The following is a 22927-nucleotide window of genomic DNA, read 5'->3' as shown; positions in this document are numbered from 1 at the left end:
TCCATGAACTTACGCCTGACTGGGCTGGCGTTTGCATCAGTTGTGCTGGTCGGTTGTGCTGGCACGTCCGGATCCTCGGACAGTGAACCGCAGGGACGGTCTGATCCGCTGGAAGGTTTCAACCGGACGATGTTCAACTTCAACTATAACTACGTTGATCCGTACGTTCTGCGTCCGGTCGCCGTTGCATGGCGTGATTACGTGCCGCAACCGGCGCGAAACGGCACCAGCAACTTTATGAGCAACTTAGACGAACCGGCCAGCATGGTGAACTCCCTGCTGAAAGGCGATCCGTACCGTGCGGCGATCCACTTCAACCGCTTCTTCCTCAATACCTTGCTGGGGATGGGCGGCCTGATTGATGTGGCTTCAATGGCGAATCCGAAACTGGCGCGCGAAGAACCGCAGGGCTTTGGCAGTACGCTTGGCCATTACGGCGTCGGTTACGGCCCGTACGTACAGTTACCGGCGTATGGTAGTTTCACCGTGCGTGACGAGGGCGGCGATTTTGTCGATACCCTGTATCCAATGTTGAGCTACCTGACCTTCTGGATGTCAGCAGGTAAGTGGGCGCTTCAGGGCATCGAAACCCGTGCTGAACTGCTCGATTCCGACGGTATTCTGCGTAACTCTTCCGATCCTTACCTGATGGTGCGTGAAGCTTATTTCCAGCGTCACGACTTCCTGGCCAAGGGCGGTCAGTTGACGCCGCAGGTGAACCCGAATGCGGCACTGATTCAGGGCGATCTGAAAGATATCGATTCCGAGTAATATCGGGAACGTTATTTATATAGAAAGATGAAAGCAAAAAAAAAGCGCCTCGCGGCGCTTTTTTCATTTCTGTGAAAGTTATCAGAAGCTGTAGTTAAAGTTCGCGCCGTACAGCATGGCGGTGCCTTTAGCCTGGAACTCATATTTCGGTGCGCCTGCAGCCACTTGTTCGCTGATATTAACGGTCTGCCCGTGCATATAGGAAACACCGACATCCACTGACGCATCTTTATTAAACGCGTAAGTTGTACCCGCTGAAACCCAGAAACGGTCCTGATCCGGAATAGAGATGGTGCGGTTATCCGCTGGAACCGGGCTGTCATCGAATGCCACACCGGTACGGAAGGTCCAGTTCTCATCGTAGTAATAAGTTGTACCGAGCGCGATGCGGTATGCATCGTGATAGCCTTCGTCTTTCTGGAACAGTGTCTGGCCGTTGGAGCCGGTCGCTTTAAGTTCCTGGAACTGACTCCAGCTGGTGTAGGCCAGGCTGTAGTGAACAGCCCATTTCGGCGCAACGCGGTTATAACCGGAGACTTCCCACATTTCCGGCAGATTCAGGGTCAGTGAGCCAGGAACGGTGTGACCGCCGGTGCCACCCAGTTGCTGAGGGATACCGTTGCGGTATTCGCCATCGAAATCAATTTTAACTTCTGAACGGTAGGTGAAACCGTAGCGGTTGTTTTCATCGACTTCATACAAGATACCGGCGTTCCAGCCGTAGCCCCATTCGTTGCCTTTAAGCTTCGCCGCTTCGGTATCTTCAGCAATCAGGCCGCCGGTTTTCAGCGGTGCAAGTTCACCGGCGGTGCGGCGAATTTTGGCTTTGGCATACACGGCATCAAAGCCCACGCCGAAGCTGAAGTGTTCGTTAAAACGATAAGCCGCGCTAATGTTGTTATTGATGGTCATCAGATCGGTTTCGCCACCGATAGGACCCGCAGGATAATTATCGTTAAACTCTGTCGCCAGGCCGTAGTTGGAGGTGGCTGACGCACCGAGTGCCCACTGATCGTTTAGCGGCATAATAAAGTGGATGTTCGGAACCCACTGGTTCGGTGCGATGTTGCCCGCGTCTGTGCTGGCCCCGGTGACAGGGGATTTACCGGTTACGCTTACGTCCGGGTCAACGTAAACTGCGCCGATAGAAAATGCCGGGCGATCAAACATCGTCATGGTGGCCGGGTTACGGCTGCCGGAGGCCGCGGTGTCCGCAATCGCGCCTTCACCAGAGAAGGAGCGACCTAAACCCGCAGCGGTATATTCGTTGAGCTGAAAACCTGCCGCGTATACGTTGGAAGAAACAATTGCCACTGCAGCTGCCAGAGCTGATTTTTTTAACAGGTTTTTCTGGTTCATGACCAAAACCTCAATTTTATGTTTTTTATCAAACAATGTTACACAAAGTAACAATGAGCGCGGGATTGTAGGGTCCGTTATCAGTCTGACAAATCAGACCAGTGAGCGAAGTATAGGTCTGACCTGTGGTGTAGTTGCAATAATGTTTCATTGATATTTCTTATTTGATGCAAGAAATTGGATCCACTTAACAAAAAACCAACAATAAAAGTTCAATTTAGAAACGCTAAAGTGAGAAGAGAGACTTAATTTTAATCTGTTGTTCATGAAAATGTGATGCAGATCACTTTAAACACACATAAAAAGTAAGTGCTAGTCGAAGCGGAAGGGGTGGCGTAAAATACCCACGGAAAATAAATCTTAAATTCGCAAAAAGGCCAGACGGTGGACGTTGCCGTTGATGCCGGGGAGAAAATTATGTCTGACGTAACCATGTCCTCTAAATCCACCCAACCTCTGCACTCCATCAACAAATGTGGCGCCGAAGAAACCGCAGCCTGCTGTTGTGTTGATGTGGGCACTATCATGGACAACACCGACTGCACCGCGACTTACAGCCATGTTTTCGAAACTGAAGCACAGGCTAAAGAGATGTTGCAGGCACTGACTGAACGCGCCCGCGGCGTTGAATCCGAACCGTGTGAGATAACCAGCCGCATGGAGAAAGTAGAAGGGGGCGTCGAGCTCAATATCGACTTCACTTTCTCCTGTCAGGCCGAGACGATGATCTTCCAGCTGGCCCTGAGATAATCTCTCTTATGTGTTTCAAATACCGCTGCCTGTACGCAGCGGTTTTTTTTTCTGTATTTTTCCCCGCCTGCATTCCTTCTCATTCTATTTTCAGAAAAATTTGCTGTTGCTCGCACTTCAGCGGCTTTCGCTTTGCCAAATGTAAATACATGGTTAAAACTGAGTTATCAGGTCAGACCTCTTAAGACCCTCTTACTCAGGAGCTTGTATGAATAACGTCATTCCACTGGTCACGCGTGAAGGCGATCGCATTGCGATTGTCGATGGTTTACGCACGCCATTCGCGAAACAGGCTACCGCTTACCACGGTATTCCCGCCGTGGACCTGGGCAAAATGGTGGTCAGCGAATTGCTGGCAAAAAGTGGGATCGACCCGAAAGTCATCGACCAGCTGGTGTTCGGCCAGGTGGTACAGATGCCGGAAGCGCCAAATATCGCGCGCGAAATCGTGCTCGGCACTGGCATGAATGTGTCGACGGATGCCTACAGCGTCTCACGCGCCTGCGCCACCAGCTTTCAGGCAGTAGCGAACGTCGCAGAAAGTATTCTCAGCGGCACCGTGAGCGTTGGGATCGCCGGTGGCGCGGATTCATCCTCGGTGTTGCCGATTGGCGTCAGCAAGCGTCTCGCCCGCACGCTGGTGGACGTCAGTAAAGCCCGCACGCTCTCGCAACGCCTTTCTTTATTCAGCAAACTCAAACTACGCGACCTGATGCCGGTGCCCCCGGCAGTGGCGGAATATTCGACCGGCCTGCGTATGGGCGATACCGCCGAGCAGATGGCAAAAAGTCACGGTATTACGCGTGAACAGCAGGACGAACTGGCGCACCGCTCGCATACCCTGGCAGCGCAGGCATGGGAGCAGGGTTACCTGAACAGTCAGGTGATGACAGCACAGATCCCGCCTTACCGCGAGGCGCTGCAAAAGGACAACAACATCCGCCTGAATTCAGACATCGCGCAGTACGCGAAGCTTCGTCCGGCATTTGATCGCAAACACGGCACGGTGACAGCGGCCACCAGTACGCCGCTGACCGACGGTGCGGCAGCGGTTTTGATGATGAGCGAGTCCCGAGCACGTGAACTCGGCTTGCAGCCGCTCGGGTATCTGAAAAGTTTTGCTTTTGCCGCCATCGACGTCTGGGAAGATATGTTGCTCGGGCCTGCTTATGCCACGCCTGTCGCTCTCGATCGCGCCGGGTTGACCTTTGCTGACCTCGATTTGATCGACATGCACGAAGCCTTTGCGGCGCAGACTTTGGCTAACATTAAGATGCTGGGCAGTGAACAGTTTGCCCGTGAAAAGCTGGGTCGCAGTGAGGCCGTCGGCCAAATCGACTGGGATAAATTCAACGTACTGGGCGGATCGCTGGCCTACGGGCATCCGTTTGCAGCGACTGGCGCTCGAATGATCACCCAAACGCTGCATGAATTGCGCCGCCGTGGCGGAAAATACGGGCTGACGACGGCCTGCGCCGCCGGTGGTCTGGGCGCGGCAATGATTCTGGAGGCGGCACAATGAGGGACAATATGGAAAATCCAACCACAACACCGGATTCCGCGTTTTCACTGATGTTTACAACGGAACATATCGGCATTATCACCATTGATGTCCCCGGTGAAAAAGTGAATACCTTAAAGGCTGAATTTGCTGAACAAATTTCCTCTATTTTGCATAAAGCGCAGCAGTATCCGAATCTGAAAGGTCTGGTGCTGATTTCTGGCAAACCTGACTCCTTTATTGCCGGTGCCGACATTACGATGATTGCCGGATGTAAAACCGCCGCAGAGGCCAGCCAGCTGGCATTGAAAGGACAGACGGTAATGTCGCAAATTGCCTCGTTCCCGGTACCTGTTGTGGCGGCTATTCACGGTGCCTGTCTGGGCGGCGGTCTTGAGCTGGCACTGGCGTGTCATGCCCGTATTTGTTCACTGGACGATAAAACCCAACTCGGTCTGCCGGAAGTACAGCTCGGCCTGCTTCCGGGGTCCGGTGGTACGCAGCGTCTTCCGCGCCTGATCGGCGCACCGAAAGCGCTTGAGCTGATGCTGACTGGCCGCAGCCTGCGGGCGAAACAGGCACTGAAGCTGGGGCTGGTGGATGATGCCGTGCCGTATTCGATCCTGTTGCAGACCGCGCTGGAGCGCGTCGCCAAAGGTCGCAAGGCGCGCCCGCCGCTGCCCTGGCAGGCCCGACTGGCGGGCGGTCCGCTCGGCAAAAGTCTGTTATTTCATTTTGTGCGCAAGCAAACGCGCGCAAAAACCCACGGTAATTATCCGGCCACCGAAAAAATTATGGATGTGGTAAAAATCGGGTTGGATCAGGGCAGTGGCAACGGTTATCAGGCGGAGGCCAACGCGTTCGGAGAACTGGTGATGACGCCAGAATCTGCCGCGCTGCGCGGATTATTCTTCGCTTCCACCGCCCTTAAAAAAGAAAAGGGTGCGGATGCGAAACCGCTGCCGGTTCGCCGCGTGGGCATTCTTGGCGGCGGGCTGATGGGAGGGGGGATCGCCAACGTCACTGCGACCCGTGCCGGACTGCCGGTGCGAATTAAAGACGTCAGTCCTGAAGGTATCCGCCATGCACTGAAATACAGCTGGGATTTGCTGGACAAGAAAGTCCGCAGCCGCAGACTGACCCGCAACGAACAGCAGCGCCAGATGATGCTGATCTCCGGTACCACCGATTACAGCGGCTTTGCGCAGGTGGATCTGGTCGTCGAAGCGGTATTCGAAGACTTAACCCTCAAACAGAGCATGGTGGCGGAGATCGAGAAAAACGCCGCGTCGCGCACTATTTTTGCCTCAAATACCTCTTCTTTACCGATTCATCAGATTGCCGCGCAGGCCACACGCCCGGAGCAGGTCATCGGTCTGCACTATTTCAGCCCGGTGGATAAAATGCCATTGGTGGAAGTGATCCCGCACGCAGGAACCAGCGCCCAGACTATTTCCACTACGGTTGCGCTGGCGAAGAAACAGGGAAAAACGGCGATTGTAGTCGGTGACAGCGCCGGATTTTTCGTAAACCGTGTTCTTGCGCCCTACATCAACGAAGCGGCTCGCTGTTTGCTGGCCGGTGAACCCATCGATCACATTGACCAGGCGCTGGTGAATTTTGGCTTTCCGGTCGGGCCGATTCAGTTGCTGGATGAAGTGGGGATTGACGTTGGCACCAAAATCAGTCCGATACTGGTGGACGCTTTTGGACAACGCTTTGCTGCGCCTGCCGGGTTTGACGCGGTGCTGAAAGACGATCGCAAAGGCCGGAAAAACGGTAAAGGTTTCTATCTCTACGGGCAAAAAGGGCGGGGGGCGAAGAAAAAGCAGGTCGATCCGGCGGTCTATCGCCTACTGAACGTCACGCCGAAAGCGCAGCAGTCAGAAACAGAGCTGGCGCAGCGTTGCGTGATGCTGATGCTCAACGAGGCGGTGCGGTGTCTGGATGAAAAAGTCATCCGCAGCGCGCGCGATGGTGATCTGGGTGCGGTGTTTGGCATCGGTTTCCCACCGTTTCGCGGTGGCCCGTTCCGCTATATCGATACGCTGGGCGCAGACAACGTGGTGAAAACGCTGCAGCAGCTGGCGCAACGTTACGGTGAGCATTTCACGCCCTGTGAAGGTTTGTTGCGCCGCGCACAGAGCCGGGAGGTGTTCTATCCGCAAGGGGAAGTGAAGGAAATTGCTGACGTAGTGTGACTTCCATCACTGCGTGGTAATCATTTTCGCGAGAATCTGGAACAGATCCTGCTTGCGGCCATACTTAAGCCTGCGGGATCTTTTTTATGGTGAGGTCTGTTTGTACAATAACAAACCCAAACGATTGATCTACAACTCGAGCGGTTAAAATTTCGCCGTAATGATTTACATGCGGTAGGGGTTGGTGTAAAAAACAGCGTTTTCTTTACGCGAACTTTCAGGCAAAATGCCCGACCGCTGATGCTGACCATGCAAAGCATGTGGGCTCGGTGGGTTAAGTGGATGTACTGCCTTTCAGCTTTTTTACCGTTAACACGACGATGAAAAAACGCTGGGCAATGGGTGATACAGCACGCAAAGCGTTTCTGTATAGCGCTATTTTTGTTAACAAAAGCGGTGCAATATGCAAGTTGTAATTATGCGTCACGGTGATGCAGTTCTTGAAGCTGCAAGCGACTCGGTTCGCCCATTGAGCGAATGCGGATGTGACGAATCAGTACATATGGCAGCCTGGCTGAATGGCCGTGGCGTTAAAATTGACCATGTTCTGGTCAGTCCGTACCTGCGTGCACAGCAGACGCTTGATAAAGTGCGGCAAAACCTGTCACTGCCTGATAACGTTGAAATCGATACTCTGAAAGAACTGACACCGGGCGGTGATCCTGCTCTGGTGGCCAGCGAGCTGCAACATCTTGCGCTGACTGGCGCGAAAGCCGTGCTGGTGGTGTCTCATCTGCCGCTGGTGGGTTATCTGATTGCCGAGCTGTGTCCAGGCATGTGCCCACCGATGTTTGCCACTTCCGCGATGGCCAGTGTGGAGCTCAATGGTGAAACCGGGCAAGGCAGCTTTGACTGGCAATTTAGTCCGTGTCAGGTCATGGCAAAGGTCTAATTTTTCCGGGACGGGAAGATTAAACAAAAGAAAGGCACAGCGCGTACATACTCGCTGTGCCTTTCTGCTTTGTGCTTTTGGAAATGGCGGTTAACTGATTTTGTCGTCCAGCTCGATAAGTACCAGCAGCGATGCTGTGCCGCCGAACTCTTTAGGCGCCTGATGAAAAGCTTCGACATCAGGATGCTGCGCCAGCCACAGCGGCGTTTGCTGCTTGAGGATATGCTTGCCGTGGCCGTGCATCACGCAGGCGCAATGCACATGTTCACGTCGGCAGGCTGCGATTAGCGCGCCCAGTTCCTGCTTGGCCTCCATCTGTGTTAACCCGTGTAAATCGAGAAACAGCTCGGGAGAGTAATCCCCGCGGCGCAATTTTTTCAGTTCAAAATGGCTGACGTCAGGCCTCACATGACGCACCGGACCTTCCTCCTGCAACATCGGCTGGAATTCGTCAGAAAAATAGTAACTCGCATCTACCTGCTCCTGAATCAGCTTTTTGGGCGACAGTTGCATGGCCTTTTTTCGCGGCGGGCGGTGAGTAATAGTGTCATTTTTCAGGCGCTTGACGCCCGGCACAGCGTCGCGAAATATTGCTGCTTCTTCCGGGCTGAGCAGGTGCTTTTTCTTCATCTTCTGGTCGTCTTTTTCGCACAATGCGGACAGTGTACCTGCGGGGACCCTGTGGTTTAAAGAAAACTCAGGGTTAAATTCTTCGAGACACCGCGCAAGTGCGTTGAGTAGCTGCTGATTTGTGGCGGGCTTCGTGGCAAACTATGCGGCAAATTATGGGTTAAACGTCTGTTAAAAACCCGTGCACTGCCTGGAGAATAAAATTGGACAAAATTTTCGTCGACGAAGCTGTCAGTGAACTTCATACCATTCAGGATATGTTGCGCTGGACCGTCAGCCGCCTGAACGCGGCCAATGTCTATTACGGTCACGGCACCGATAACCCGTGGGACGAAGCAGTGCAGCTGGTGTTACCAAGCGTGTTTTTGCCGCTGGATATTCCAGAAGATATGCACACGGCGCGCCTGACCTCCAGTGAGCGTCATCGTATCGTTGAACGTGTGATCCGTCGCGTCAACGAGCGTGTACCGGTGGCCTATCTGACCAACAAAGCCTGGTTCTGCGACATGGAGTTTTATGTCGATGAACGCGTGCTGGTGCCGCGTTCACCAATCGGTGAACTGATCACCAACCGGTTCTCCGGCATTTTGCACAAGCAGCCTGAGCATATTCTTGACATGTGTACTGGCAGCGGCTGTATTGCGATTGCCTGTGCCTATGCGTTCCCGGAGACTGAAGTTGATGCCGTGGATATCTCTGCGGACGCGCTGGCCGTGGCTGAGCGCAATATCGACACGCACGGGATCGAGAACTGGGTCACGCCGATCCGCTCTGACTTGTTCCGCGAACTGCCGCCACTGCAATACGACCTGATCGTCACGAATCCGCCGTATGTGGATGAAGAAGATATGTCTGATTTGCCGCAAGAATACCGTCATGAACCCGTGCTCGGTCTGGCTTCCGGCACAGACGGTCTGAAGCTGACCCGCCGCATTCTCTCCTGTGCGCCGGATTATCTGACCGACGACGGCGTGCTGATTTGTGAAGTAGGCAACAGCATGGTACATCTGATGGAACAATATCCGGAGATCCCGTTTACCTGGCTGGAGTTTGAAAACGGCGGTGATGGCGTCTTTATGTTGACCAAACAGCAGCTTGTAGAATGTGCCGGGTACTTCACCGGCTACCGCGATTAAGACATTTCATGGCCGGTATATCACCGGCCATTCCAGAATCGAAACATCAACATAATGGTTAAGGAGCCGTGATGGCAGGGAACAGTATTGGGCAGTTTTTCCGCGTCACCACGTTTGGCGAATCCCACGGTGTAGCATTGGGCTGTATTATCGACGGCGTGCCGCCGGGAATTTCGCTGACCGAAGCAGACCTGCAACACGATCTCGACCGACGTCGTCCGGGCACCTCGCGTTACACCACGCAGCGCCGTGAAGCCGATGAAGTGAAAATCCTGTCCGGCGTATTTGAAGGCGTGACCACCGGTACCAGCATTGGTCTGATCATCCAGAATACCGATCAGCGCTCGCAGGATTACAGTGCTATCAAAGACGTGTTCCGTCCGGGGCACGCAGATTACACCTACGAACAGAAATACGGCGTGCGTGATTATCGCGGCGGTGGCCGTTCATCAGCCCGCGAAACGGCGATGCGAGTGGCCGCAGGCGCGGTGGCCAAGAAGTATTTGCTGGAAAAATTCGGCGTTACAGTACGCGGTTATATGTCCCAGATGGGCGATATCACCTGCGAGCTGAAAGACTGGGATCTGGTCGAAACCAACCCGTTCTTCTGCCCGGATGAAAGTAAGCTGGAAGCGCTGGACGAACTGATGCGCGCGCTGAAAAAAGAAGGTGATTCGATTGGTGCCAAAATCACCGTCGTGGCGGATCACGTGCCGGTCGGCCTTGGCGAGCCGGTATTTGACCGTCTGGATGCCGATCTGGCGCATGCGCTGATGAGCATCAATGCGGTGAAAGGCGTTGAGATCGGGGACGGTTTTGCAGTGGTCGCCAAACGCGGCAGCGAGAATCGTGACGAAATCACACCGAATGGTTTCGAAAGCAACCACGCAGGTGGCATTCTCGGCGGGATCAGCAGTGGTCAGCCGGTGATTGCGCATCTGGCACTGAAACCGACCTCCAGCATCACCGTGCCGGGGCGTACCATCAACCGCGAAGGCGAGCAGGTCGAGATGATTACCAAAGGCCGTCACGATCCTTGCGTTGGCATCCGGGCGGTGCCGATTGCCGAAGCAATGATGGCAATTGTGCTGATGGATCATTTACTGCGACAGCGCGCTCAGAACGGCGACGTCCATTCCACCGTGCCACGCTGGTAAGCCTTTGATGAAATCCTTACGTAAAATCCCTGCGTTGAAAACCGCCTGCGCCAGTCTTCTGGCGCTCGCGCTCTGCGCACCTGCCATGGCGGCAACACCTTGGCAGAAAATTACTCAACCGATTTCCGGCACCCCACAAGCCGTGGGTGGCTATGCCAACGGTTGTCAGATTGGCGCGCAGCCGCTGCCGCTCAATTCACCGGATTATCAGGTGATGCGCACCGATCAGCGCCGTTATTTCGGCCAGCCGGATTTGCTGGCCTTTATCACCCGTCTTGGTACGCAGGCGCGTGAAAAAGGTCTCGGCACCATGCTGGTCGGTGATATGGCGATGCCTGCTGGCGGGCGTTTCAGCAGCGGTCACGCCAGCCATCAGTCCGGGCTGGATGTGGATATCTGGCTGCAACTGCCGCGTCAGCGCTGGAGCGAGCAAATGCTGCTTAAACCGCAGCCGATCGATCTGGTCAGTGCTAACGGTAAAAACGTGGTACCGAGCCAATGGCAGCCGCGCATTGAAACGCTGATCAAAATGGCTGCGCAGGATAAAGAAGTGGTGCGGATTTTTGTCAATCCAGCCATCAAACAGCAGCTATGTCTGGATGCCGGAACCGACCGTGAATGGCTGCATAAAGTGCGGCCATGGTTTGGTCATCGCGCCCATATGCATGTTCGTCTGAGCTGTCCGGCCGGGAGTCTGGAATGTGAAAATCAGGCGCCGCCTCCGCCGGGTGATGGCTGTGGTGCCGAGCTGCAAAGCTGGTTCCTGCCGCCGAAACCGGGTAGCGGGTCAGTCAAAAGCGAACCACCTCCGTTGCCGCCGACCTGTCAGGCGCTGCTGGACAAACACGTTCTTTAATCATGTATGAATACTTCAATAATTCTTCGCCACACAGAACGGGACTGATAGAAAAATGGACTGGTTAATTGTTGCCCCCTGGGTAGTAGGCGTTCTGTTTTTAGTCGCTGTGGTGGCAGGTTTTATTGATTCAATCGCAGGCGGCGGTGGCCTTATCAGCCTGCCTGCGCTACTGGCTGCCGGGGTTTCTCCGGCGCAGGCCATCGCGACCAACAAGCTTTCTGCTGTGGGCGGTTCGTTCTCCGCCAGCCTGTACTTTGTGCGGCGCGGCGTGGTCAATCTTAACGATCAGAAGCTGAATATCGCCTGCACCTTTGTGGGGGCGGTACTGGGCGCGATTTTAATTCAGCGGTTGCAGGCCGATATGCTACGACAGGTATTGCCGTTGCTGATTATTTGCATTGGGCTGTATTTCCTGCTGACGCCAAAACTGGGTGAAAGCGATCGTCAGCGTCGCCTGACAGCCTTGCCGTATGCGCTGGTCGGTGGCGGTTGCGTCGGGTTTTATGACGGCTTTTTTGGCCCCGGCGCAGGTTCATTCTATGCTTTAGGCTTTGTAACCTTATGCGGGTTTAACCTCGCAAAAGCCACGGCACATGCCAAAGTCCTGAACTTTACCTCTAACTTCGGCGGCCTGCTGTTTTTTATCCTGGGCGGAAAAGTGGTGTGGGGATTGGGTTTCGTGATGATGACCGGGCAGTTTATCGGTGCGCGACTCGGTGCGAGAATGGTGCTGAGCAAAGGCCAGAAGATGATTCGCCCGATGGTGGTTGCAGTGTCCGTCGTGATGAGCTGCAAGTTGATCTATGACAATCACGGTGCGCAGATCCATCAGTGGCTGAGCCTGCATTTATAATCCTTCAGGCAAGCCAGATATCGTTCTCCGGCTTGCCCGAGGTCATAAAATTACGCGATTAAACAGGGTTATATTGTCGCCCCTGATCTTACTTACAGAGTTTCACAGCAAATATGTCAGATTCGACCGCAACACATAACTACCATCAATTGATCGACATTTTTGATTCCTGTTTCTTTGAGGAATTCAACGTGCGCCTGATCAAAGGTGACGACGAACCGATCTACCTGCCCGCCGATGAAGTTGAGCCGTTTAACCGCATTGTGTTTGCTCATGGTTATTACGCCAGCGGAATGCATGAAATCTCCCACTGGTGCGTCGCCGGTGCCGAACGTCATAAACTGGTGGATTTCGGCTACTGGTATTGCCCGGACGGTCGCGATGCGCAGACGCAAAGCGAGTTCGAAAAAGTGGAAATCAAACCGCAATCTTATGAGTGGCTGTTCTGTGCGGCGGCGGGCTTCGCTTTCAATGTCAGCTGTGACAACCTGAGCGGCGATTGTGAGCCAGACCGCGTTGGATTCCAGAACAAAGTGCGCGAAGAAGTATTGCGCATGCTGGATCAGGGGATTCCTCCAAGACCTTTGCGCTTTATTAAAGCGTTACAATCGTTTTACAATACCGCCCCTTTGACGCCTGCAGACTTCCCTGCGTTGCAGCCGCTGTAATAATAAAACTGAGTTCCAGATACGAGAGGAAGAGTAATGATCGCAGAATTTGAAACGCGGATTTTAACGCTGATTGATGACATGGTCGAAAGCGCCAGCGACGACGAACTGTTTGCAAGCGGTTATCTGCGTGGTCATCTGACTGTTGCTGTCGCAGAAGCGGAAGAAAACGGTGAACACACCCCAGAAGCGTTGAAAATTCTTGTTCAGGAAGGTCTGGATAAAGCTATCCGCGCCGGTGAATTATCACCACGCGATCAAGCGTTGGTGCAGGGTATGTGGGAAAATCTTTATCAGGCATCTCTCCCTCAGTAATCTCTTCAGTTAAAAAAAGCGCAGTTCCGGTTTTTCCGGCTGCGCTTTTTTATTGCCTGAAGGAGCTGAATCAGTGCGATTCGACCGGGCGGCCTTTCAATAATTTTCTCACCCACATACGGTTCGGGTTCAGTGCCGCCAGCGTTTCGCTGTCCAGCGGCAGCGGCTCACCAGCAATCTGCGCGGCCAGCACTTCGGCACCTAGTGGGGCGGAGCTCAGGCCACGCGAGCCGAGTGCGCCAAACAGAAACAGATTCTCATGCACCGGCGCAGGTGCAACAGGGCGATGGCGTTTGACGTCGAGATCCAGCGCCTTGTAGCTTTCCAACAGTGCATCGTAATCGGAAACCGAACCGATCATCGGCAGGTGATCGCGGGTTGCGCAGCGCACGCCGTTACGGGCTTCCCCCTTGCTGACGTCAACATCGTGCGGCCACCGTTGTTCCGGCAGGCAGTCAATCAGGCGCTGACGGTTTTGCTGCTGATCGTCGGCGCGGTAATCCGTACATTTATCCGCACGATGATAGCTGGCGCCGATGCAGTGATGCTGATTGAGCGGATTGACCGGTGTCAGATAGCCGTCATAACACAGGACCTGTTTGAGCTTGCTCAGTTCAGGCGTGGTCGGAATATGCGACACCTGACCGCTGACCGCATAAACCGGCAGCTTCTCGCTCTGGGCGAAATCCGTGATATCCGCACCATTTGCCAGCACGATGGCCTGATGAACGGCTTCGTGGCCATCGGCGAAGGTCAGCGTCCATTGTGAACCTGTAACCTGACACAAGTTCGTCGCCCGATGGCGGTAATGCACGGTTAAGCCTTGCGTTTGTGCAAGCGAAATCAACGACGCCGTCAGCTCAGCCGGACACAGCCATGCACCCAGCGGGTACGTGACGCCACCGCTGCCACAGGGCACACCGCACAATGCCTCCGCTTCCGCTTCCGTCAGTGATTTCGCCAGACCTTCAGGCCAGCCGCCATTTAAGATCCCGTCGATCTTCCCCTGACTTTTTCCGTCGTAGCCCAATTGCGTAACACCTGACCACTGATGATCAAAAGGCACGTCCAGCTTTTCCAGCTGCGCATACTGACGGCGGGCGAAGGTGAAAGCATGAGCGAAGAAGCGTTCCAGCGTATCGCCGCGCCCGTTGAGCAATGGATATACCGCGCCCTGACGGTTGCCCGATGCGCCGAGCGCCGGTTTTTCATCGGCACAGTAGAGTGTTACCGCATAGCCACGACGCAATAACGCCAGCGCCAGCACCGCGCTGGCGACGCCGCCGCCTAAAATCGCAAGCTCTGTTGCATTTTGTGCCGCCGGGCGCAAATACCACGGTGCAGGATGAGGAACATCAATTTTTGAAGGTAAAACGCCGGATAACATATGGCGCTTTTCACCGAACCCAGGCACTTTTTCGATCTCAAAGCCTGCTTCCTGCAAACCCCGGCGGACAATTCCGGCCACGGTAAAGGTCGCGAATGTACCCTGAGGACGGGTCATCTTCGCCATGGCATTGAAGAGATCGGGTGTCCACATGTCCGGATTTTTCGACGGTGCAAAGCCGTCAAGGAACCATGCATCCACCTGCTGATTCATACTGGTGTCACATGCCGGAAGCAGGGTAGTCACGTCGCCAAACCACAGGTCAAGCGTAATGCGCCCGCCAGCTAATAGCAGGCGATGGCAACCGGCGAACGGCATTGGCCATTGTCCGCAAAGCTCGGCGGAATATGCAGCCAGTTCCGGCCATTGTGCGTGGGCAGCAGCGAGATCCTGAGCGGACAGTGGGAATTTTTCGTAGCTGATGAAATGCAGCCGTTTAAGCGTAGCGTCGGGGTGTTCATTGTGAAAAGCCTCGAAGGTTTGCCACAACGTCAGGAAATTCAGTCCGGTACCGAATCCCGTTTCTGCAATGATGCAAAGCGGGCGAGGGTGATCGGCAAAACGGGCCGGGAAATGGTTGCCATTCAGGAAGACATGACGCGTTTCCAGTAAGCCGTCCTGGTTGGAAAAGTAGACGTCATCAAAATGTCGGGAAACAGGTGTACCCTGTTCGTTCCAGCTTAATTCAGCGGGTGTGATCGGGTTATGGCTCACGTGAAACTCTCTCAGTTCAAGGCGATGCCGGAGTTTACGCCTGCGTTTGACCCCGCGCAAATTTACCACGATTTACACAACGAATTGCTGATCGGACTTGTTCGGCGTACAACTGTACGCTAGAGTGCGTGACGAAATCCCGAATAGTTATTAATAGTACAAGAGGTATTAAATGAAACGTGCAGTGATTACTGGCCTGGGTATCATCTCGAGCATCGGTAACAACAAGCAGGAAGTTCTTGCATCTCTGCAAGAGGGTCGCTCTGGGATCACCTTCTCGCAAGAGCTGAAAGATGCCGGCATGCGTAGTCACGTCTGGGGTGATGTCAAATTAGACACCGCGGGCCTTATCGATCGTAAGATTGTGCGTTTCATGAGTGATGCCTCGATCTACGCTTATCTTTCTATGCAACAGGCGATTGAAGATTCCGGTCTGACTCCTGAAATGGTTTCCAACGACCGTACTGGCCTGATCGCCGGTTCCGGCGGCGGTTCACCACGCAATCAGGTTGCGGGTTCCGACGGTATGCGTGCTAAAGGCCTGAAAGGCGTGGGTCCATACATGGTGACCAAAGCGATGGCGTCCGGTGTGTCTGCCTGTCTGGCAACCCCGTTCAAAATTCGCGGTGTTAACTATTCCATCAGCTCTGCCTGCGCAACCTCTGCTCACTGCATCGGTAACGCGGTTGAGATGATCCAGCTGGGCAAACAGGACGTAGTCTTTGCCGGTGGCGGCGAAGAGCTGTGCTGGGAAATGGCCTGTGAATTCGATGCCATGGGCGCGTTGTCTACCAAGTACAACGACACCCCTGAAAAAGCCTCCCGTACTTACGATCAGCAACGTGACGGTTTCGTCATTGCTGGCGGTGGCGGTATGGTTGTCGTCGAGGAGTTGGAACATGCTCTGGCACGTGGTGCACACATCTACGCAGAAATCGTTGGCTACGGCGCAACCTCTGACGGCGCAGACATGGTGGCTCCATCCGGTGAAGGCGCAGTGCGTTGCATGAAAATGGCAATGAACGGCGTGGACACTCCAATCGACTACGTTAACGTGCACGGTACTTCTACTCCGGTCGGCGACGTGAAAGAACTGGGTGCCATTCGTGAAGTCTTCGGTGATAAAACACCGGCGCTGTCTTCTACTAAAGCCATGACCGGTCACTCTCTGGGTGCCGCTGGCGTACAGGAAGCGATTTACACCCTGCTGATGGCTGAGCACGGCTTCATTGCACCAAGCATCAACATCGAAGATCTCGATGAGAAAGCAGAAGGCATGGATATCATCACTAAACCGACTCAGCGCGAGCTGACGACGGTGATGTCCAACAGCTTCGGCTTCGGCGGTACTAACGCCACACTGGTCATGCGTAAGCTGAAAAACGACAAATAATTCCTGTCATTAACGTCAGATAAAAGCCTGCTTACGAGCGGGCTTTTTTACGTCTTTGATTTATCCCTCCTGTTATCCATCAACAATTCAGGTACAATTTCGCCGCTTCTTATTTTCACCTTGTTGACATAATGCTTTCACTCAGACAAATCAATCATCGACATCTGCGCTTCCCGGCATGGCTTGGGATCCTGGCGATACTGATGTTGTTTATTGCACCGGTGGTTTCTAAATCGCTGGTGGCTGAGGGTGCGCAGCATGTGATGATGTCCGGCATGGTGATGTCCGATATGGACATGCCTGACGATGAAATGGCTGGCATGGACATGTCAGACCATAATGCCTCTGCGGGGCATTGCCAGAAGCCAACCTGCCAGTCGCCAGTGCAGGACATCGCCAAAATGATGATGTTCGGTGACATGAGTGATGCCGCCTGCGGCTATTGCGTGTTGCTGGTGCATTTGCCGATGCTCGATTTGCAGGCCATGCCGATACTGTGGTCGCTGGACTTTGCCGGTCGCGCGCCCCCGCCTTCAGTCATTCAACGTCTTTCCCCGTCACAGTTCTATACCGATTCACAGCCCCGCGCGCCGCCTGTCATCTCCTGAAGTCACTTTTCTCCTTAAAAAAATATCGTCATAACGGCGCTTAACCTGCGTAGCCGTTATACATCTGCTATGGAAAATTCAGGAAATTTGATTGATGAGCCAGCCTGCTGTTTCTCACAAAATGACGGTCAAAGCCGCATCCCTGGCGCTGCTTAAGCGCATTCATTTTTATATCGGCCTGTTCGTCGGCCCGTTTATTTTTATTGCCGCGCTGACCGGTACGCTTTACGTTCTCACGCCTCAGTTTGAAAATTATCTGTACGCCGATGCGCTGTTCACATCGTCGAAAGGCGAGCCACAGCCGTTATCGCGCCAGATTGATGCCGCCATCAATGTGGCGGGAGAGAACCCGAAAATTTACGCCGTCCGCCCCGCGCCACAGGCCGGTGATACGACGCGGGTGATGTTTTCCGATCCGCAATTAGGTGCTTCCAAAAGCCGCGCAATCTTTATCGACCCGGCCACGCTGGCGGTGAAAGGGGATATGACGGTGTACGGCACCAGCGGTATTCTGCCGTTTCGTACGTGGCTGGATGATTTGCACCGTGGCCTGCTGTTGGGTGACGCAGGGCGGATTTACAGCGAGCTTGCGGCATCCTGGTTGTGGGTGGCAGCCATTGGCGGTGTGATCCTGTGGCTGATCGGACGCCGGAAAACCCGCACGCCGCGCAAACTCAGCGAGAAAGTCGAAAAGCAACAACGCAGTCGCCGCTGGCACAGCACGCTGGGACTGGTGCTGATGGCCGGGCTGTTATTCTTCTCCGCCACCGGTCTGACATGGTCCCAGTGGGCAGGGGACAACATTGGTGTGCTGCGCGCCTACATGGGCTGGCTGACTCCTGCGGTCAACACAAATCTGGACGCGCAGGTGGTTGCCGCACCTGCGGACGAACACGCTGATCATCATGCCGCGATGGCGGACATGCCTGATATGCCGGGCATGGATATGTCAACGCATGTGATGCCCGAGGCACCAACAGCCGTGCCGGTCATGCCGCACACTTTTGATACGGTGGTTGAGGCAGCACGGGCATCTGGGATTGAGGCGAACAAGATCGAAATTCGCCCGGCTTACACGCCCGGTAAAGCCTGGACGGTAACCGAAGTCGATCGCAGCTGGCCGACGCAAGTCGATGCCGTTTCTGTTGATCCGGCAACGATGCGGATTGTCGATCACGTTTATTTTGCCGATTTCCCGCTGCTGGCGAAACTCACCCGCTGGGGCGTGGATGCCCATATGGGCATTCTGTTTGGCTTGTGGAATCAGGTGATTTTGGCGGTGTTCGGTACAGGCCTTTGCGTGATGATTGCCTGGGGGTATCGTCTGTGGTGGTTGCGCAGAAACGTGAATATTGACGGAGTTAACCCGGCAGTCACGCTGATGCAGACGTGGAAATCCGTGCCTTTACGTCTGCAATGTCCGATATTTCTGATCACACTGGCGCTGGCGATTTCCCTGCCCGTGATGGGTATCAGTCTGGTAATCTTCCTGCTAATTGATATCGCCCGATGGGCACGTTCTGAGCGCGTGTTGCAGACTGCCCGTAGCTGAAACTCTTCTTAACCTGCCTGACCGGCGGCTCAATCTCTTTGCGCCGCCGGTTTTAGTGTCATTCCTCTGAATCTCCCTGTCTAAATTTTACTTATCATCCTGATAAACAGACTTTTATATTTATTATGATTAATCATTTATTTAAATTATCTCGCTATTATTAACGCCCCTCATAAATCTCTACTAGTCTTATCTTTGCATCAGAAAAGTCCTAAGTCCGTCTTTAATTTATTCAATATTTCCTTTGAAAATTAATGTATTACTTTTTGTAGGGGTTAGTTCATGGCTATTGAATCAGACGATCATAAAGTAGGGTTAATTCCGGTCACCCTGATGGTGTCCGGGAATATTATGGGCTCGGGGGTTTTTCTTTTGCCGGCAAATCTTGCCTCCACCGGCGGGGTCGCTATTTACGGCTGGCTGGTGACTATTATCGGCGCGCTGGCGCTGTCGATGGTGTACGCCAAAATGTCCTCTCTGGATGACAGCGCAGGTGGTTCATACGCCTACGCGCGAAGAGCGTTTGGCCCTTATCTCGGTTATCAAACCAACCTGCTTTACTGGCTGGCTTGCTGGGTCGGTAATATCGCGATGGTGGTGATCGGCGTCGGCTATCTCAGTTATTTCTTCCCTATTTTAAAAGAACCTCTGGTGCTGACCTTCACCTGCGTTGCAGTGCTTTGGCTGTTCGTCATCCTGAACATTGTCGGGGCGAAGATGATCACCCGCGTTCAGGCCGTCGCGACGGTGCTGGCGCTGATCCCGATACTGGCGATTGCCATTTTCGGTTGGTTCTGGTTCAAAAGTGATACCTACATGGAGGCCTGGAACGTCAGCGGGAAAGGCACATTCGGTGCTATCCAAAGCACGCTGAGCGTGACGCTGTGGTCGTTCATCGGTGTAGAAAGCGCCTCGGTCGCCGCTGCGGTGGTGAAGAATCCGAAACGCAACGTGCCAATTGCCACCATCGGCGGTGTGCTGATCGCTGCCGTCTGTTATGTACTTTCCACCACTGCCATCATGGGAATGATCCCCAATGCCGCGCTGCGGCTTTCCACGTCTCCCTTCGGTGATGCCGCACGGATGGCGATGGGCGAGACGGCAGGAGCGATAGTGACCTTCTGTGCGGCGGCCGGTTGTCTGGGATCGCTGGGCGGCTGGACGTTGCTGGCCAGCCAGACGGCGAAAGCAGCAGCCGATGACGGGCTATTCCCGCCGATATTCGCCAAGGTCAACAAAGAAGGCGTACCGGTCAAAGGACTTATCGTGCTCGGCATTCTGATGACCATCTTCCAGATTTCCACCATATCTCCCGACGCCACGGCGCAGTTCGCGCTGGTTTCCTCAGTTTCGGTCATTTTCACCTTAGTGCCGTACCTTTATACCTGCGCCGCGCTGATGCTGGTCGGTCATGGGCATCTGGGCAACCGCAGCGGCATGTACAGCTTCATCGTGCTGATTGCCTTTGTGTACTGCATTTGGGCCGTGGTCGGCTCCGGCGCAGAAGAGGTAATGTGGTCATTTATCGCGCTGATGGTAATCACCGCGATGTATAGCTTTAACTATAACCGTCGTCATAAAAACCCATACCCATTGGGTAAACCTCTTGAAATGGACTGACCGTTTTTAACTTCCGGATATTTTGAAATTCCAGACGAAAAGGAAAGGTTATGATCGATTTAAGTCGCCATAAAAAACGTAAAGTGCTGGTGGTCGACAGCAACATTACCGATGTGAATACCGCCAATGGGCGCGCTGTGCGGGAGCTGATTGAAGCGCTCGAAGATACCAATCTGACGGTGATCCCCGCTGTCACCTTTGAAGACGGCATTGCGACCATCACGTCAGATGCGTCTATCTGCTGTGTATTTGTTGACTGGACCTCCGGTGGCAATGACAGCGCCTCGCACAGTCAGGCATTTACGCTGTTGCAGGAGATCCGCCGTCGCAATAAAGGCGTGCCTGTGCTGCTGATGGCTGAACACTCCTGTATCGACACTTTGACGCTCGACACCATGAAAATGGTTAACGAATTTGTGTGGATGCATGAAGATACTGCCGAATTTATCGCTGCGCGCTCGGTGGCGCTGATAGACAAATATTACGATCAGCTGCTGCCGCCGTTCACCAAAGCACTGTTTAACTACACCAAATATTCACCGGAATATTCATGGGCTGCCCCCGGCCATCAGGGCGGCGTCGCGTTCACTAAAACCGCAGTGGGACGCGAGTTTCTCGATTTTTTTGGTGAAAACCTTTTCCGCACCGATACCGGTATTGAGCGCGGTGCGCTGGGTTCATTGCTCGATCACAGCGGACCGATTAAAGAGTCAGAAACCTATGCAGCACGGGTCTTCGGCTCGCACCAGAGCTACTCGGTGCTCAACGGCACTTCCGGTTCTAACCGCGCGATCATGACGGCGGTAGTCGGCGAAGGTCAGTTTGCGCTGTGCGACCGCAACTGCCATAAATCGATCGAGCAGGGACTGGTGATGACTGGCGGTATACCGGTCTTCTTCATTCCGACGCGTAACCGTTTTGGCATCATCGGCCCGATCCCAAAATCACAGTTTATGGCGGAGTCCATTCAGCAGAAGATCGATGAACATCCGCTGAAAAAACTCGCCTCGGACCCTAAACCGATTTATGCAGTGGTCACCAACTGTACCTACGACGGTATGTGCTATAACGCGAAACAGGCGCAGGATCTGCTGGCAAAAAGCGTCGATAACATTCACTTCGATGAAGCCTGGTATGCTTACGCGCGCTTTAATCCGTTCTACCGTGACCGTTACGCCATGCGCGGCAACCCGGCGGATCATGACCCTGAAGGTCCGACTGTTTTCGCCACGCACTCCACGCACAAGCTGCTGGCCGCGCTGTCGCAGGCGTCTTACATTCACATCCGTAACGGTAAAAAACCGGTGGAGCATTCCCGCTTCAATGAGTCCTATATGTTGCAGGCCACGACCTCGCCGCTGTATGCCATTATTGCCGCCAATGAAGTGGGTGCGGCGATGATGGACGGCAAGCAGGGCGAATCGCTGACGCAGGAAGTCATCAACGAAGCGGTCGATTTCCGTATGGCACTGGCCAAAGTACATGCGGCGTTCTCCGCTCAGGGCGAATGGTTCTTCTCGCCGTGGAATGCGCCTGATGTGGTGGATGTGAAAACCGGTAAAAAAATCCCGTTCATTAATGCCTCCAAAGAACAACTGACCACTGACCCGAGCTGCTGGGTGCTGAGGCCGGGGGAAAGCTGGCACGGTTTCGATCAGCTTGACGACGACTGGTGCATGCTTGATCCGATCAAGGCCGGCATCCTTGCACCGGGCATGGGTGATGATGGCAAGATGCTGGAAAACGGCATTCCTGCGGCGATGGTCACTGCTTTCCTTTCTCAGCACGGCATCGTGCCTTCGCGGACCACCGATTTCATGGTGCTGTGTTTGTTCTCCGTCGGCGTCACCAAGGGGAAGTGGGGGACGCTCATCAACGTGTTGCTGGAGTTCAAGCAACATTACGACGACAACAGCCCGCTGACGCTGTGTCTGCCGGATTTGGCGTCCGCCAATGCCGCCCGTTATGCCGGTATGGGCCTGAAGGATCTCTGCGACGAAATGTTCACCTACATGAAAACCAGTCAGATGGACAAACTCCAGTCCGAAGCTTTCGGCAAAATTCCGACGCCGGTCAAGCTGCCGCGCGCTGCGTTTCAGGATCACATGGCCGGACGCTGTGAACACCTGACGCTGGATAAGCTGGCCGGGCGTGTCTCCGCGGTGGGGGTGATCCCTTATCCTCCGGGCATTCCTATCGTAATGCCTGGCGAAAGCTTTGGTGCCAAAAACGATCCGTGGCTCAGTTATATCCGCAGCATTGCGCAGTGGGGCGAGAAATTCCCCGGCTTCGAAAAAGAACTCGAAGGCGCAGAGTTTAAGGACGGCCAGTACTACATCTGGGTGCTGAAAAACTAGCGGCGAGTCTGCCTCCTCGTTTTATATTCTGCAAGATGAAAACGGGCGCAAATGAAAGGATTGCGGCGCATCTCGCAATCCGCCGACGGGGTTCTGTATGAGCCCCGTTTTTATTGCGCGACATCGCGGAGAATGAGGAATTGCGCTGGCAGGGAGGAATTTCTTCGGGTAACGTCAGCGCATCAGATAACCGGCTTATTAATG

Annotated in this window: 19 protein-coding genes; 16 read left to right on the top strand and 3 right to left on the bottom strand. The window is 54.1% G+C overall.

Annotation, left to right across the window (positions count from 1 at the left end):
* Positions 1-3: 3 nt before the first annotated feature.
* The gene (gene mlaA, locus GE278_14995) at positions 4-771 is read left to right on the top strand and encodes a phospholipid-binding lipoprotein MlaA (GenBank protein ID QLK62005.1); all 768 of its coding nucleotides are present in this window, start codon (positions 4-6) and stop codon (positions 769-771) included.
* A gap of 81 nt (positions 772-852) precedes the next feature.
* Here the strand turns inward: mlaA and fadL are convergent, their stop codons facing one another.
* On the bottom strand, positions 853-2130 hold the full coding sequence (gene fadL / locus GE278_14990) for a long-chain fatty acid transporter FadL (GenBank protein QLK62004.1): 1278 nt from the start codon (positions 2128-2130) through the stop codon (positions 853-855).
* A 417-nt stretch (positions 2131-2547) separates the two neighbouring features.
* Between fadL and GE278_14985 the strand changes: the two genes are divergently transcribed.
* The 4 genes from GE278_14985 to sixA all read left to right on the top strand — a co-directional run bounded on the left by GE278_14985 (position 2548) and on the right by sixA (position 7474).
* Entirely contained in the window at positions 2548-2880 is a 333-nt protein-coding gene (locus tag GE278_14985) for a DUF406 family protein (GenBank protein QLK62003.1), read from the top strand.
* 208 nt (positions 2881-3088) lie between these two features.
* Positions 3089-4402 (top strand): acetyl-CoA C-acyltransferase FadI, encoded by a 1314-nt coding sequence (gene fadI, locus GE278_14980; GenBank protein ID QLK62002.1) that lies wholly within the window; start codon positions 3089-3091, stop codon positions 4400-4402.
* A complete protein-coding gene (gene fadJ / locus GE278_14975; GenBank protein ID QLK62001.1) occupies positions 4399-6582 on the top strand; it encodes a fatty acid oxidation complex subunit alpha FadJ in 2184 nt (727 codons plus the stop codon). Before fadI ends, fadJ begins: the two co-directional genes overlap by 4 nt.
* 403 nt (positions 6583-6985) lie before the next feature.
* Entirely contained in the window at positions 6986-7474 is a 489-nt protein-coding gene (sixA, locus tag GE278_14970) for a phosphohistidine phosphatase SixA (protein QLK62000.1), read from the top strand.
* Positions 7475-7564: 90 nt separating this feature from the next.
* Here the strand turns inward: sixA and smrB are convergent, their stop codons facing one another.
* Entirely contained in the window at positions 7565-8104 is a 540-nt protein-coding gene (gene smrB, locus GE278_14965) for an endonuclease SmrB (protein QLK61999.1), read from the bottom strand.
* A 203-nt stretch (positions 8105-8307) separates the two neighbouring features.
* On the opposite strand from smrB, the gene prmB reads away from it, so the two are divergent.
* From prmB to GE278_14935, 6 genes are all read left to right on the top strand, one after another.
* Entirely contained in the window at positions 8308-9240 is a 933-nt protein-coding gene (gene prmB, locus GE278_14960; GenBank protein QLK61998.1) for a 50S ribosomal protein L3 N(5)-glutamine methyltransferase, read from the top strand.
* A gap of 71 nt (positions 9241-9311) precedes the next feature.
* Positions 9312-10397, top strand: a complete 1086-nt coding sequence (gene aroC / locus GE278_14955) for a chorismate synthase (GenBank protein QLK61997.1) — start codon at positions 9312-9314, stop codon at positions 10395-10397.
* 85 nt (positions 10398-10482) lie between these two features.
* Positions 10483-11253, top strand: coding sequence for a penicillin-insensitive murein endopeptidase (mepA, locus tag GE278_14950; protein QLK63307.1), 771 nt, complete (start codon positions 10483-10485; stop codon positions 11251-11253).
* 55 nt (positions 11254-11308) lie between these two features.
* Positions 11309-12109, top strand: coding sequence for a TSUP family transporter (locus GE278_14945; GenBank protein ID QLK61996.1), 801 nt, complete (start codon positions 11309-11311; stop codon positions 12107-12109).
* 113 nt (positions 12110-12222) lie between these two features.
* A complete protein-coding gene (locus GE278_14940) occupies positions 12223-12777 on the top strand; it encodes an elongation factor P hydroxylase (GenBank protein QLK61995.1) in 555 nt (184 codons plus the stop codon).
* Between the two features lie 36 nt (positions 12778-12813).
* Positions 12814-13092: a YfcL family protein gene (locus GE278_14935; GenBank protein QLK61994.1), complete on the top strand. Its 279-nt coding sequence runs from the start codon at positions 12814-12816 to the stop codon at positions 13090-13092.
* Positions 13093-13162: 70 nt separating this feature from the next.
* Here GE278_14935 and mnmC read toward each other — a convergent pair whose 3' ends face one another.
* The gene (mnmC, locus tag GE278_14930) at positions 13163-15193 is read right to left on the bottom strand and encodes a bifunctional tRNA (5-methylaminomethyl-2-thiouridine)(34)-methyltransferase MnmD/FAD-dependent 5-carboxymethylaminomethyl-2-thiouridine(34) oxidoreductase MnmC (GenBank protein ID QLK61993.1); all 2031 of its coding nucleotides are present in this window, start codon (positions 15191-15193) and stop codon (positions 13163-13165) included.
* A 172-nt stretch (positions 15194-15365) separates the two neighbouring features.
* Here mnmC and fabB point away from each other — a divergent pair, with 172 nt between their 5' ends.
* From fabB to GE278_14905, 5 genes are all read left to right on the top strand, one after another.
* Positions 15366-16586: a beta-ketoacyl-ACP synthase I gene (gene fabB, locus GE278_14925; GenBank protein ID QLK61992.1), complete on the top strand. Its 1221-nt coding sequence runs from the start codon at positions 15366-15368 to the stop codon at positions 16584-16586.
* Between the two features lie 131 nt (positions 16587-16717).
* Entirely contained in the window at positions 16718-17194 is a 477-nt protein-coding gene (locus GE278_14920) for a DUF2946 domain-containing protein (GenBank protein ID QLK61991.1), read from the top strand.
* A 94-nt stretch (positions 17195-17288) separates the two neighbouring features.
* Positions 17289-18746, top strand: coding sequence for a PepSY domain-containing protein (locus GE278_14915; protein QLK61990.1), 1458 nt, complete (start codon positions 17289-17291; stop codon positions 18744-18746).
* Positions 18747-19028: 282 nt separating this feature from the next.
* Entirely contained in the window at positions 19029-20366 is a 1338-nt protein-coding gene (adiC, locus tag GE278_14910) for an arginine/agmatine antiporter (protein ID QLK61989.1), read from the top strand.
* A gap of 50 nt (positions 20367-20416) precedes the next feature.
* A complete protein-coding gene (locus GE278_14905; GenBank protein QLK61988.1) occupies positions 20417-22723 on the top strand; it encodes an arginine decarboxylase in 2307 nt (768 codons plus the stop codon).
* Positions 22724-22927 lie beyond the last annotated feature (204 nt).

It is taken from the genome of Enterobacteriaceae bacterium Kacie_13, from assembly GCA_013457415.1.
Taxonomy (GTDB): Bacteria; Pseudomonadota; Gammaproteobacteria; order Enterobacterales; family Enterobacteriaceae; genus Rahnella.
This window is presented reverse-complemented; position numbering and strand designations above follow the sequence as displayed.